The organism is Pseudomonas sp. NPDC079367 (assembly GCF_044542195.1).
Lineage (GTDB): Bacteria > Pseudomonadota > Gammaproteobacteria > Pseudomonadales > Pseudomonadaceae > Aquipseudomonas.
The window spans coordinates 58,226-70,759 of record NZ_JBITTW010000030.1 but is presented as its reverse complement, the minus strand read 5'-3'; the positions used below and the strand labels follow the sequence as shown (position 1 = coordinate 70,759).

At 60.5% G+C, this 12,534-nt stretch carries 13 protein-coding genes; 10 read left to right on the top strand and 3 right to left on the bottom strand.

Features of this window, described 5'->3' with window-relative positions:
- The first annotated feature begins 243 nt into the window (after positions 1-243).
- The 10 genes from ACIGDJ_RS20610 to ACIGDJ_RS20565 all read left to right on the top strand — a co-directional run bounded on the left by ACIGDJ_RS20610 (position 244) and on the right by ACIGDJ_RS20565 (position 11,285).
- Positions 244-960, top strand: coding sequence for a FadR/GntR family transcriptional regulator (locus tag ACIGDJ_RS20610; protein WP_101156423.1), 717 nt, complete (start codon positions 244-246; stop codon positions 958-960).
- A 138-nt stretch (positions 961-1,098) separates the two neighbouring features.
- Positions 1,099-1,974: an SMP-30/gluconolactonase/LRE family protein gene (locus tag ACIGDJ_RS20605; protein ID WP_101156253.1), complete on the top strand. Its 876-nt coding sequence runs from the start codon at positions 1,099-1,101 to the stop codon at positions 1,972-1,974.
- A gap of 270 nt (positions 1,975-2,244) precedes the next feature.
- Positions 2,245-3,063: an SDR family oxidoreductase gene (locus tag ACIGDJ_RS20600; protein ID WP_397479483.1), complete on the top strand. Its 819-nt coding sequence runs from the start codon at positions 2,245-2,247 to the stop codon at positions 3,061-3,063.
- Between the two features lie 137 nt (positions 3,064-3,200).
- On the top strand, positions 3,201-4,205 hold the full coding sequence (locus ACIGDJ_RS20595) for a substrate-binding domain-containing protein (RefSeq protein WP_101156259.1): 1,005 nt from the start codon (positions 3,201-3,203) through the stop codon (positions 4,203-4,205).
- Between the two features lie 53 nt (positions 4,206-4,258).
- A complete protein-coding gene (gene araG / locus ACIGDJ_RS20590; RefSeq protein ID WP_101156261.1) occupies positions 4,259-5,806 on the top strand; it encodes an L-arabinose ABC transporter ATP-binding protein AraG in 1,548 nt (515 codons plus the stop codon).
- Between the two features lie 12 nt (positions 5,807-5,818).
- Entirely contained in the window at positions 5,819-6,787 is a 969-nt protein-coding gene (gene araH / locus ACIGDJ_RS20585) for an L-arabinose ABC transporter permease AraH (protein WP_101156425.1), read from the top strand.
- A 232-nt stretch (positions 6,788-7,019) separates the two neighbouring features.
- A complete protein-coding gene (locus ACIGDJ_RS20580; protein WP_101156264.1) occupies positions 7,020-7,733 on the top strand; it encodes a GntR family transcriptional regulator in 714 nt (237 codons plus the stop codon).
- Entirely contained in the window at positions 7,730-8,728 is a 999-nt protein-coding gene (locus ACIGDJ_RS20575; RefSeq protein WP_397479484.1) for an ADP-ribosylglycohydrolase family protein, read from the top strand. Before ACIGDJ_RS20580 ends, ACIGDJ_RS20575 begins: the two co-directional genes overlap by 4 nt.
- A gap of 168 nt (positions 8,729-8,896) precedes the next feature.
- Entirely contained in the window at positions 8,897-10,363 is a 1,467-nt protein-coding gene (locus ACIGDJ_RS20570) for a cytosine permease (RefSeq protein ID WP_101156270.1), read from the top strand.
- A complete protein-coding gene (locus ACIGDJ_RS20565; RefSeq protein WP_397479485.1) occupies positions 10,356-11,285 on the top strand; it encodes a PfkB family carbohydrate kinase in 930 nt (309 codons plus the stop codon). Before ACIGDJ_RS20570 ends, ACIGDJ_RS20565 begins: the two co-directional genes overlap by 8 nt.
- A gap of 145 nt (positions 11,286-11,430) precedes the next feature.
- Here the strand turns inward: ACIGDJ_RS20565 and ACIGDJ_RS20560 are convergent, their stop codons facing one another.
- The 3 genes from ACIGDJ_RS20560 to ACIGDJ_RS20550 form a co-directional block, all read right to left on the bottom strand.
- Positions 11,431-11,811 (bottom strand): Rho termination factor N-terminal domain-containing protein, encoded by a 381-nt coding sequence (locus ACIGDJ_RS20560; protein ID WP_101156275.1) that lies wholly within the window; start codon positions 11,809-11,811, stop codon positions 11,431-11,433.
- A 61-nt stretch (positions 11,812-11,872) separates the two neighbouring features.
- The gene (locus ACIGDJ_RS20555) at positions 11,873-12,130 is read right to left on the bottom strand and encodes a hypothetical protein (protein WP_101156278.1); all 258 of its coding nucleotides are present in this window, start codon (positions 12,128-12,130) and stop codon (positions 11,873-11,875) included.
- Between the two features lie 44 nt (positions 12,131-12,174).
- Positions 12,175-12,519: a hypothetical protein gene (locus tag ACIGDJ_RS20550; RefSeq protein WP_101156280.1), complete on the bottom strand. Its 345-nt coding sequence runs from the start codon at positions 12,517-12,519 to the stop codon at positions 12,175-12,177.
- Positions 12,520-12,534 lie beyond the last annotated feature (15 nt).

Here is a 12,534-nt window from a genome sequence, read left to right as displayed (position 1 = left end):
CTAGCACCGCGGACTCGCAGCTTGCCATCCACCCCTCTCACCCTAGAGTTTATTCCTAGATCAAGACACAAGCGGGCTTGCTCGCGAAAGCGGTGGTTCAGTCAATAATTTGCTGACTGAAACGCCGCCTTCGTGAGCAAGCCCGCTCCCACATCTGGTTTATGGATCGCCTGCAAAATCCGATTGACTGTTATTCGTATGATGATTAGCGTAGGCACCCACACGATTCGCCTTGAGGTGTTCATGTCCAGCAGCTTTCATGCGTCAACCGTTGACTGGCTGGGCAGTTGGATCGCTGCCGGCCAGGTCAAGCCCGGGCAGACCATCAAAGTCGAGGCGGATCTGGGCGAGCAGCTCGGCGTCAGCCGTACGGTGATCCGCGAAGCGATCAAAACCCTCGTCGCCAAAGGCATGCTCGAAGTCGGGCCGAAAGTCGGTACGCGGGTGTTGCCGGTGCGGCGCTGGAATCTGTTCGATCCGCAAGTGGTGGGTTGGCTGTCGCGCAATGGCTTGCCGGAAAACTTCGTCGATGACTTGCTCGATTTGCGCCGCACCATTGAGCCGATGGCGGTGCGCTGGGCCTGTGAGCGGGCGACGCCGGAACAGATCGAAGCAGTGCAACTGGCTTTCAATGCGCTGGAACGTGCTGTCGACAGCGGCATCGATTACAACCGCGCCGACCAGGCTTTCCATGAATGTATTCTTGCCGCCAGCCATAATCAGTTCATCGAACAAATGGTCCCGGCCCTCGGTGCGTTACTGGCGGTGTCGTTCGAAGTCTCCGCCGCCGACCCCGATGAACTGCGCCGCACCTTGCCGATCCATAAAGACATGGCCGATGCCATCGCGGCGCGTGATTCGACCCGTGGCGTGTGGGCGTGCATGACCTTGATCGACAATGCCGATCTGGCGATAAAACGTTTCTATCCGAAAGTCATGGCCGGTAGAAAAGCTAGCTGAAATTGTCGAGACATCCTGTCTGTGGGAGCGCGCTTGTTCGCGAATGCGTCAGGTCAGATACATCAGTCATTGACTGACACTCCGCCTTCGCGAGCGAGCTCGCTCCCACAGTAAAACAACAACTCAGAAGGACTTGATATGCCGTTCACCGCCCTGACCCAACACCGCGCGCAACTCGGCGAAGGCCCGTTCTGGGATGCACCGACCCAGGCGTTGTACTGGGTCGATATCGCCGGTAAACAAGCGCTGCGTCTGATTGGTCAGAATGTGCAGATCTGGCAGATGCCCGAACATGTTTCGGCGTTCATTCCTTGCAACAGCGGCGATGCACTGGTGACGTTGAGCAGCGGTGTCTACCGACTGGATCTGGATTCACCGGGGCTCGAGCCACGATTGACGCTGTTTTGCGTCGCCGACCCGCAACCGGGCAACCGCGCCAACGAAGCCCGTTGTGATGCCTTGGGCCGGTTGTGGTTGGGCACCATGCAAAACAACATCGGCGAGCAAGGCGAGGATCTGCCGCTGGTGCGCCGTTCCGGTGGCCTGTTTCGCATCGATCCCGATCAGCGCGTCACACCGTTGCTGCTCGGTCTGGGCATCCCCAATACCTTGTTGTGGAGTGACGATGGCACCACGCTGCTGTTTGGTGAAAGTCTCGACAGCACGCTCAATCGATATTTCATCCGCACCGACGGCAGTCTCGACGCGCCGCAGGCTTTTCACTCATCCGATCAACACGGCGGCCCCGACGGCTCGGCCATGGACGCTGAAGGCTTTGTCTGGAACGCGCGCTGGGACGGCAGTTGCTTGTTGCGCCTCACGCCGCAAGGGCAGGTGGATCGCAAAATCGATCTGCCGGTCAGTCGTCCGACCAGTTGCGTGTTTGGTGGTGAAGACCTGAAAACCCTGTTCATCACCAGCGCGAAGAGTCCGCTGAATCATCCTCTGGACGGCGCGGTGCTGAGCATGCGCGTCGATGTTGCAGGAAAACTCTGTACGCGTTTTGCTGGCTAAATCCCAAAATATGGGATGCAAAATTATATATTGAGATTATTTGGTGGTCGGGTTTATAGTCGGCTCCAGCAGTAACACGCACTCACACTTAAAAAGAACAAAACAGGTGAAGTGATGCAGCGAATTCTTGTCGCCCGCGCAAGCGGGATCCGCCTTTCGCCACGGCTCCATGCCGTCAGCGACGCTTGCCTGTTTCCTTCCCGTTGCCGTCAGAACCGGACATCGACCGATGCCCGGTTTTTTTGCGCCTGCGTGCAGGAGGCCTGAGCCATGGCTGAAGCGCTGACATTGCCGGCAGTGCCGGCCCCGCCCAAAGGCGAGCGCCTGAAAAACAAGGTCGTGCTATTGACCGGGGCAGCTCAGGGTATTGGTGAAGCCATTGTTGCCGCCTTCGCCTCACAGCAAGCCAGATTACTTATCTGCGATATCCAGGCCGACAAGGTCGAGCAGGTCGCCGCTCATTGGCGCGACCAGGGCCATGACGTGCAAGCGCTCAAGGTCGATGTGTCGAGTCAGCAGGATCTGCACGCTCTGGCCCGACGCGCGGTGGAATTGCATGGCCGCATTGATGTGCTGGTCAACTGCGCCGGAGTCAATGTGTTCCGCGACCCTTTGCAGATGACCGAAGAGGACTGGCGGCGCTGCTTCGCCATTGATCTGGACGGCGCCTGGTATGGTTGCAAAGCGGTGTTGCCGCAAATGCTCGAACAGGGCGTAGGCAGCATCATCAATATCGCGTCGACCCATTCCAGCCACATCATTCCCGGCTGCTTTCCGTACCCGGTGGCCAAGCACGGCTTGCTCGGCCTGACTCGCGCGCTCGGCATCGAATACGCGCCCAAGGGCATTCGCGTCAACGCCATCGCGCCGGGCTATATCGAAACGCAGCTGAATGTCGATTACTGGAATGGCTTCGCCGATCCGCATGCCGAGCGCCAACGCGCCTTCGACCTGCACCCGCCGAAACGCATCGGCCAGCCGCTGGAAGTGGCGATGACGGCGGTATTTCTCGCCAGCGATGAAGCGCCGTTTATCAACGCCTCGTGCATCACCATCGATGGTGGTCGCTCGGTGATGTACCACGACTGAATAAAACGAATTTCCAGCGCTGAACTACGCTTGAAATCCAATCATCATACGATATGACTATTTTCAAACAGCTTCACTGAGAACACGCTTCAACGCTTTTCAAACCTTGCTCAAAAAAAATAACAAGGAGTCATCTGATGAAACGTCGATTCGGGATTCGTACCCTGTGCAGCACTGCCCTGGCGGTTACTGCGTTCAGCCTGAGCAGCGCGCTGCTCGCCGCCGACGCGGTGAAGATCGGTTTTCTGGTCAAGCAGGCCGAAGAACCCTGGTTCCAGACCGAATGGGCTTTTGCCGAAAAAGCCGCCAAGGACAAAGGCTTTGAACTGATCAAGATCGCCGTGCCGGATGGCGAGAAGACCCTTTCGGCGATCGACAGCCTGGCCGCCAACGGCGCGAAGGGCTTCGTGATCTGCCCTCCGGACGTGTCCCTCGGCCCGGCCATCATGGCCAAAGCCAAGATCAACGACCTGAAAGTGATTGCCGTCGATGACCGTTTCGTCGACGCCAACGGCAAGTTCATGGAAGACGTGCCGTACCTGGGCATGGCCGCGTTCGAAGTCGGCCAGAAGCAGGGCGCCGCCATGGCTGCCGAAGCGAAGAAGCGTAACTGGGACTGGAAAGACACCTACGCGGTGGTGAACACCTACAACGAACTCGACACCGGCAAGAAGCGCACCGACGGTTCGGTCGATGCCCTGAAAAAGGCCGGCATGCCGGAAGATCACATCCTCTTCGCCGCCCTGAAAACCCTCGACGTACCGGGCAGCATGGACGCCACCAACTCGGCGCTGGTCAAGCTGCCAGGCGCGGCGAAAAACCTGATCATCGGCGGCATGAACGACAACACCGTGCTGGGCGGCGTGCGCGCTACCGAAGCGGCCGGTTTCGCCGCGAGCAACGTGATCGGCATCGGCATCAACGGCACCGACGCCATCGGCGAATTGAAGAAGCCTAACAGCGGCTTCTTCGGTTCGATGCTGCCAAGTCCGCACATCGAAGGCTACAAGACCGCCGAGATGATGTACGAGTGGATCACCGCCGGCAAAGAACCGCCGAAGTACACCGCCATGGATGACGTCACCCTGATCACCCGCGAAAACTTCAAGCAAGAGCTGGAAAAAATCGGCCTGTGGAACTGACGCAGCGACGGCCCGGGCATCCGGGCCGTTTTTCGGTGTGAAGAGGTGGCTTTATGCACGCGCAATTACAGACACAAGAACAACACGGCGCCAGCGGCAGCCTGCGCTTTAACGGGATCGGCAAGACCTTTCCCGGCGTGAAAGCGCTCGACGGCATTAGCTTCGTCGCCCATCCCGGCCAGGTTCATGCCTTGATGGGCGAGAACGGCGCCGGCAAATCGACTCTGCTGAAAATCCTCGGTGGCGCTTACATTCCGAGCAGCGGCGAGCTGCAGATCGGCGAGCAGGCAATGGCCTTCAAGTCTACTGCCGACAGCATCGGCAGTGGCGTCGCAGTGATTCACCAGGAACTGCATCTGGTTCCGGAAATGACTGTGGCCGAGAACCTGTTTCTTGGCCACTTGCCGGCCAGCTTCGGTTTGATCAATCGCAGTGAGCTGCGCCAGAAAGCCTTGAATTGCCTGAACGGCCTGGCCGATGAAATCGATCCGCAAACCAAGGTCGGGCGCCTGTCGCTCGGCCAGCGCCAGTTGGTAGAAATCGCCAAAGCCTTGTCGCGCGGCGCCCACGTTATCGCTTTCGACGAACCGACCAGCAGCCTCTCGGCGCGCGAGATCGATCGCTTGATGGCGATCATCGGTCGTCTGCGCGACGAAGGCAAAGTGGTGCTCTACGTGTCCCATCGCATGGAAGAAGTGTTCCGCATCTGCGACGCCGTCACCGTGTTCAAGGACGGCCGCTACGTGCGTACCTTCGATGACATGAGCCAGCTGACCCACGATCAACTGGTGACCTGCATGGTCGGTCGCGACATTCAGGACATCTACGATTATCGCCATCGCCCGCGTGGCGCCGTGGCGTTGAAGGTCGATGGTTTGCTCGGCCCGGGTCTGCGCGAGCCGATCAGTTTCGAAGCGCACAAGGGCGAAATCCTTGGCCTGTTCGGACTGGTCGGGGCAGGGCGAACCGAGCTGTTTCGCCTGCTCAGTGGCTTGGAACGCAACACCGCCGGCCGTCTCGAATTGCGCGGTCATGAGTTGAAGCTGCGCTCGCCGCGTGACGCGATTGCAGCCGGCATTCTGCTCTGCCCGGAAGATCGCAAGAAGGAAGGCATCATCCCGCTGGCCAGCGTTGCCGAAAACATCAACATCAGTGCCCGTGGCGCGCATTCCGGGCTTGGCTGCCTGATCCGCGGCTTGTGGGAAAAGGGCAACGCCGACAAGCAGATCAAGGCCCTGAAAGTGAAAACCCCGCACGCCGGCCAGCAGATCAAGTTTCTCTCCGGCGGCAATCAACAGAAGGCCATTCTCGGCCGCTGGCTGTCGATGCCGATGAAAGTCCTGCTGCTCGACGAACCGACCCGTGGCATCGACATCGGCGCCAAGGCCGAGATCTACCAGATCATCCATAACCTCGCCGCCGACGGCATTTCGGTGATCGTGGTGTCCAGCGATCTGATGGAAGTGATGGGCATTTCCGATCGCATCCTGGTGCTGTGCGAAGGCGCCCTGCGCGGCGAAGTCAGCCGCGACCAGGCCAATGAATCCAACCTGCTGCAACTGGCTTTGCCACGCCACCGCGCTGACGGCGTGGCGAACTGAGAGGTGACTATGATGACTACCCAAAACGAAACCCTGCCGACCGAGCGCAAACCTTTGGACATGCGGCGCTTCCTCGATGACTGGGTCATGCTGCTGGCGGCGATCGGCATCTTCGTCGCCTGTACGCTGCTGATCGACAACTTCCTCTCGCCTTTGAACATGCGCGGTCTGGGCCTGGCGATTTCCACCACCGGCATCGCCGCGTGCACCATGTTGTATTGCCTGGCGTCGGGGCATTTCGACCTGTCGGTCGGCTCGGTAATCGCCTGCGCCGGTGTGGTTGCGGCGGTGGTGATGCGCGACACCAACAGCGTGTTTCTCGGCGTCAGCGCGGCGCTGGCGATGGGCCTGATCGTTGGCCTGATTAACGGCATCGTGATCGCCAAATTGCGCGTCAACGCGTTGATCACGACGCTGGCGACCATGCAGATCGTTCGCGGTCTGGCCTATATCTTTGCCAACGGCAAAGCGGTCGGTGTTTCGCAGGAATCGTTCTTCGTGTTCGGCAACGGCCAACTGTTTGGCGTGCCGGTGCCGATCCTGATCACTATCGTCTGCTTCCTGTTCTTCGGCTGGCTGCTGAACTACACCACTTACGGGCGCAACACCATGGCCATCGGGGGCAACCAGGAAGCGGCGCTGCTGGCGGGCGTCAACGTTGATCGCACCAAGATCATCATCTTCGCCGTGCACGGTTTGATCGGTGCGCTGGCGGGTGTGATTCTGGCATCGCGGATGACTTCCGGGCAGCCAATGATCGGCCAGGGTTTTGAACTGACGGTGATTTCGGCCTGCGTATTGGGCGGGGTTTCGCTGAGCGGCGGGATCGGCATGATCCGCCATGTGATTGCCGGGGTGTTGATTCTGGCGATCATCGAGAACGCAATGAACCTGAAGAACATCGACACGTTTTATCAGTATGTGATTCGTGGTTCGATTCTGTTGCTGGCCGTGGTCATCGACCGCCTGAAACAGCGCTGACACCCTCGCGCCTGCACAGATTCGGATTGCATCAAAAGTTGCAATTCATCCATCAACCTGTGGGAGCAGGCTTGCTCGCGAAAGCGTCATCCTGCGCAACACGTTCGGCGCGCCGGACAGCGCTTTCGCGAGCAAGCCCGCTCCCACAGTGATCGCATCCTCCTTTCTCCATCGGTCACCTCGCGCAAATATCCCTTGCCCGCCGCGCCTCGTTTCGGTTATCAATTTGTACATGATTAGACAGGTACGATTTGACAAGAAACAAAGGGTGGTCGACGAACTCGTCCGACGCATCGAAAGCGGCCTCATGGAGGACGGTTTTCTATTGCCCGGCGAACATCAGTTGGCTCAAGAATTCCAGGTCAGCCGTGGCACCTTGCGTGAGGCGCTCGCCGAACTGAAGCGGCGCAAATACATCGCCACGCAGAGCGGAGTTGGCTCCATCGTCACCTTCGACGGTGTCGCCCTCGATCAGCGCAGCGGCTGGGCGCAGGCGTTGGCCGACAGCGGGGCGCTGATCAATACCGAAGTGTTGCGCCTTGAAGCCGTGACTCGTCCGGATCTGCTGGTGCGTTTCGGCACCGATCAATTCATCACTCTCGACCGTCGCCGGCGCGCTACCGACGGCACGCTGGTGTCGCTGGAACGCTCCTTGATGCCGGCCACCGGTGGCCTGGAAAGCCTGCCGCGCGTCGGTTTGATCGACAACTCCCTGACCATCACCCTGGCCGCCTATGGCTACATCGGCGAGCGCGGCGATCAGTGGATCGGCGCCGAGCCTTTGAATGCCGAAGATGCCGAACTGCTCGGTCGCCCGGTTGGCACGGTGTTCCTCAAAGCCCTGCGCACCACCTACGACCGGCAGAACCGTTTCATGGAACAGGTCGAAAGCCTGCTCGACCCGGTGCATTTTCGTCTGCACCTGCAATTTGGAGAATCGAAATGACCTCGCTCAACCGTGCCCTCGGCGCTTTTTATGGTCTGGCCCTGGGTGATGCGCTGGGCATGCCGACGCAGTCGCTCGATCGCCAAACGATCAAGGCGCGTTTCGGCCAGATCACCGATCTGCAGGACGCCGGGCCGCTGCAACCGATCGCCGCAAACATGCCCAAAGGCTCGATCACTGATGACACCGAACAGGCGATTCTGGTCGGCGAGTTGTTGGTCGAAGGCCAGGGCCGCATCGAGCCGGCCGTCCTCGCCCAGCGTTTGATTGAATGGGAAGCCGAGATGCAGGCCAAAGGCTCGCAGGATTTGCTCGGCCCCTCGACCAAACGCGCCATTGAAATGATCCTCGCCGGGCATTCTCCGGAAGAAGCCGGGCGCTACGGCACCACCAACGGCGCGGCAATGCGCATTACCCCGGTGGGGATCGCCGCGAATGTGACCGACCCCGTGCGTTTTATCGCGGCAGTGGTGCAGGCGTGTCAGGTGACCCACAACACCACGCTGGGGATCTCCAGCGCGGCGGCGGTGGCGGCGGTGGTCTCCGCTGGGATCAACGGCGTCGATCTGGGCGAAGCGCTGAACCTCGGCCAACAGATTGCCCAGCAAGCTGAAGCCCATGGGCACTGGGTGGCGGGCGGGCGCATGGCCTCGCGGATCAGTTGGGCGCGCAGTATCAGCGTCGACAGCGACAAAGCACTGCTCGCCGATCTGCTTTACGACGTGATCGGTACTTCAGTGGCGTCCCAGGAGTCGGTAGTGGTTTCATTCGCCTTGGCCCAGCAAGTGGCCATCGGTGAGATGACGGCATTCGAAGCGCTGTGCATGGCCGCCAGCCTCGGTGGCGACACGGATACCATCGCGGCGATTCTTGGTGCCATGCTCGGGGCCTGCCTGGGTCTTGAATGCTGGCCCAAGCAGATGATCGAGACGGTGAAAGCTGTCAATCATCTGGAGCTGGAACCCCTCGTAAAAGGACTCCTCACCCTACGCTGAGGAACCCAGTGTAGGAGCTGCCGAAGGCTGCGATCTTTTGATCTTCAGCAGTCTTCAGTCGGTGGAAAATCAACGTCAAAAGATCGCAGCCTGCGGCGGCTCCTAAAGGGGAGAGGTGCAGGTATTCAATTGCCCATAAACACAAGAATGGCAACAGGAGCATTTTTCATGAGTTCATCAACCGCCGGGCAGAGTGTCGGGCAATTGGAAACCCGCGGCATCGAGCCGGTGCCGGAAGCCGAGTGCAATGGTCATCCGTTGCAACTGTTCTGGGTCTGGTTCGCCGCCAATATTTCCATTCTCGGCCTGCCGCTGGGCGCCACTCTGGTGGCGTTTCGCGGGCTGGCGATCTGGCAGGCGATCATCGTCGCGATCCTCGGCGCCGCCGGTTCGTTTGCCGTGGTCGGGATCATTTCGATTGCCGGGCGACGTGGCCGCGCGCCGAGTCTGACGCTGTCGCGCGCGATCTTCGGCGTACGCGGCAATATCGGCCCGACGCTGGTTTCGCTGATGTCGCGTCTGGGTTGGGAAACCGTCAACACCACCACTGCGGCGTTCGTGCTGCTGTCGCTGTGTTCGATCCTGTTTGGTTCGCCGGTTGAGGCGAAAAGTGCGCCGGTACTGACGTTGATTTTTATCGCCATTTTCGTGCTGCTGACCTTGTCGGTGTCCGGCCTCGGCCACGCGACCCTGCTGGTGATTCAGAAGTGGGCGACTTACGTGTTCGGCGCGCTGAATATTCTCGTGGGTGGTTTCCTCTGCGCGACGATCGACTGGAGCGCGGTATTCAACGCCACGCCGGCACCGCTGAGCGCGATGATCATCGGCATCGGCACCATGGCTGCCGGCACCGGCATCGGCTGGGCCAACGCTGGCGCCGACATGTCGCGTTACCAGCACCGCAGCGTCAGAGCCGTACGACTGGTCGCTTCCGCAGCGTTCGGCGCGGGCATTCCGCTGGTGCTGCTGATTACCCTCGGCGGCTTGCTCTCGGTGGGCAACAACGATCTCGCGTCCGCAACTGACCCGATCGTAGCGATCCGCGACATGTTGCCAACCTGGATGGCCGTGCCATACCTGATCACCGCGTTCGGCGGTCTGCTGCTGTCGAACAATCTGTCGGTGTACTCCGCCGGTTTGACCACTCTGACGCTGGGCCTCAAGGTCAAACGCGTCTATGCGGTGGTGGTCGACATCGTCGCGATCTTCGCCGGCTCGATCTACTTCATGTTGATCGCCGACAGTTTCTACGGACCGTTCATTACCTTCATTTCCCTGCTGGCGGTGCCGATCACCGCATGGGTCGGGATCTTTGTGGTCGACCTGATTCACCGTCACTACTACAGCCCCAAAGACCTGCTCGATGTCAGCCCGAGTAGCGCCTACTGGTATCGCGGCGGTGTAGAGTGGCGCGCATTCGGCGCCTGGGCGATCGCCATCGTGCTCGGTTTCAGCTTCACCACCATCGGCACCACGGCGCAAAACGTCTGGTTCAAGGGCTTTCTGTCCGACTCCTGGCTAGGCCACAACGGCCTCGGCTGGATCGTGACCTTTGTCGTCGCCGGTGGCATTTACCTGGTACTGGGCGGCGCGAAAGATCGCCGCGCCGCGCAACCCGAGAATGCTCATGCCTAAGATGTTGCACACCGGCCAGGTCATCATCGACCTGGTCATGGCCGTGGATAAATTGCCGCAGATTGGCGGCGACGTGCTGGCGCAGTCGGCGGGGTTCGAAGCCGGCGGCGGCTTCAACGTGATGGCGGCAGCGGTACGTAACGGGCTGCCGGTGGTCTATCTCGGTCGCCATGGCAGCGGGCGCTTCGGCGATCTGGCGCGCCAAGCGATGCAGGCAGAAGGTATCTGTATTGGCGTCCGCGAGCCGGCCGAGCGCGACACCGGTTTGTGCGTGGCGCTGACCGATTCGTCGGCCGAGCGCAGTTTCATTTCCTACATCGGCGCTGAGGGCGAGGTGACGGAGGAGGACCTGAGCAGCGTGGCTGCCGAGCCCGGCGATTATGTGTATCTCAGCGGTTACAGCCTGCTGCACGAGGGCAAGGCGCTGGCATTGCTCGACTGGACAATGGCGCTGCCGGAGTCGGTCAACGTGGTGTTCGATCCAGGGCCATTGGTGGAATCCCCCGATGCTCCAATGATGCAGACGTTGCTGCCGCGCATTGATGTCTGGACCAGCAACAGTGTCGAGGCGCTGCGATTCACCGGCGCCGATGAGATTGGCGTCGCAATGGATCGCCTCGCGGAACTCCTGCCGGACCATGTGCTGATGGTGGTGCGCGACGGGCCGCAAGGTTGCTGGATTCAACAGCGTGGTGAACGCCGACAGGTGCCGGGGTTTGCTGTGAAAGCGGTGGACAGCAATGGCGCCGGTGATGCCCACGCTGGCGTGTTCATCGCCGGATTGGCGCACGGATTGGATGCACTGAAAGCGGCGCGGCGGGCGAATGCGGCAGCGGCACTGGCGGTGACTCGGTGGGGGCCGGCGACATCGCCGGGGGCGGGTGAGGTGGATGCTTTCATCCGCGAGTCCTGCGGCGACTGACCCCAAGCCTTCGCGAGCAGGCTCGCTCTCACACAGGATCCAAGTCGTATATAAATCTTCTGTAGGAGCTGCCGAAGGCTGCGATCTTTTGATCTTGAAAAGCACAAGATCGCAGCCTTCGGCAGCTCCTACAGTGGGCGTCGTTCTAGCCAGCCTTGCGCAACGCCTCGATCAACTCCTGCTTGCGCATCGATGAGCGCCCCGGAATGTTCTTCGCCCGGGCCTCTTTCATCAGGCTGTCGACAGTCTGGGTATCCTTCGAAGTTTCGCTTTTGCGCGAATGGCCCTTGCGGCTGGCCACCGCGCGGCGCGATGACTCTTTGCGATCTTCCGACTTGGCACCGGCGGGCTTCTTGCGACCCGAACCGCCGGACTTCTCACCGCCACCGGACTGCTTGTTGACCGTCGCCCAAGCGCGAGCCTCAGCCTCATCTTTGGACACGCCCTTTTGCTCGTAGCTGTCTTCGATGTGCTCGGCTTTGCGCTTCTGTTCGCTGGTGTATTTGTCTTTGCTTCCACGAGGCATGGGATTTCTCCTCAAGTTGCGGATCCGGCCGCTCGCCGCTTCGACGGCGAGCGGCGTGGCACTACTGCAGATCCAGTTTGCGCGCCGCTTCGACGCCGGCAGAACTGAGCTTGATCGGCAGGTTCAGCGAGTGTTCGCCCGCTTCGCTGCAGGTCACATGACCATGGTGAATCAGCCCGCGATCCTGCAGGGAGGCGAGGGCGCTGGCCACGACTTTCTCGCCCCGGTAATTGTCCAGCACCTCCTTGCCCAAGCCGTTGGGATGGGCGTGCAGCAGGCGGGTGAGAACTTCTTTTTCCAGGTCTTTGTCGACGTTCATGGTTACCTCTTCATGGGCGTGAATAGGGCGCTCGCGTCGGCGAACTACTGACCGGCACCTTCGGAACCGGAGCCACCGGTGGTGGTTTTCGAGCCAACACCGGGGCCGGCATTGTCAGGCGCCACGGTAGGGGAATCAGGCGTATTCATGCCGCCCTGACGGCCCGGATCACTGCCTTGAGTGCGCGGGTCGGTGCCGGTGGCCGGTGGCTGATTGATCAGCGGCACGCCGGAGCCATCGGTGTTCATGCCGGGGGCACTGTTGATGGCAGGGGCGCGTGGCGGGGTCGGATCGGTAGGGCCAGTGCCCGCTGCCGTGGACGAGGCGGCGAACACCGCAGGGCAGAGCAGGGCGCTGAAGACTAAAGCGGTCAACCTTGACGGGATCATAGGGCTTCTCCAGTG

Coding starts and splice junctions, on each gene's coding strand:
- ACIGDJ_RS20565 (WP_397479485.1), top strand. CDS start 10,356: ATGCCTAAGATGTTGCACACCGGCCAGGTCATCATCGACCTGGTCATG.
- ACIGDJ_RS20595 (WP_101156259.1), top strand. CDS start 3,201: ATGAAACGTCGATTCGGGATTCGTACCCTGTGCAGCACTGCCCTGGCG.
- ACIGDJ_RS20555 (WP_101156278.1), bottom strand. CDS start 12,130: ATGAACGTCGACAAAGACCTGGAAAAAGAAGTTCTCACCCGCCTGCTG.
- araG (WP_101156261.1), top strand. CDS start 4,259: ATGCACGCGCAATTACAGACACAAGAACAACACGGCGCCAGCGGCAGC.
- ACIGDJ_RS20600 (WP_397479483.1), top strand. CDS start 2,245: ATGGCTGAAGCGCTGACATTGCCGGCAGTGCCGGCCCCGCCCAAAGGC.
- ACIGDJ_RS20560 (WP_101156275.1), bottom strand. CDS start 11,811: ATGCCTCGTGGAAGCAAAGACAAATACACCAGCGAACAGAAGCGCAAA.
- araH (WP_101156425.1), top strand. CDS start 5,819: ATGACTACCCAAAACGAAACCCTGCCGACCGAGCGCAAACCTTTGGAC.
- ACIGDJ_RS20580 (WP_101156264.1), top strand. CDS start 7,020: ATGATTAGACAGGTACGATTTGACAAGAAACAAAGGGTGGTCGACGAA.
- ACIGDJ_RS20575 (WP_397479484.1), top strand. CDS start 7,730: ATGACCTCGCTCAACCGTGCCCTCGGCGCTTTTTATGGTCTGGCCCTG.
- ACIGDJ_RS20570 (WP_101156270.1), top strand. CDS start 8,897: ATGAGTTCATCAACCGCCGGGCAGAGTGTCGGGCAATTGGAAACCCGC.
- ACIGDJ_RS20550 (WP_101156280.1), bottom strand. CDS start 12,519: ATGATCCCGTCAAGGTTGACCGCTTTAGTCTTCAGCGCCCTGCTCTGC.
- ACIGDJ_RS20610 (WP_101156423.1), top strand. CDS start 244: ATGTCCAGCAGCTTTCATGCGTCAACCGTTGACTGGCTGGGCAGTTGG.
- ACIGDJ_RS20605 (WP_101156253.1), top strand. CDS start 1,099: ATGCCGTTCACCGCCCTGACCCAACACCGCGCGCAACTCGGCGAAGGC.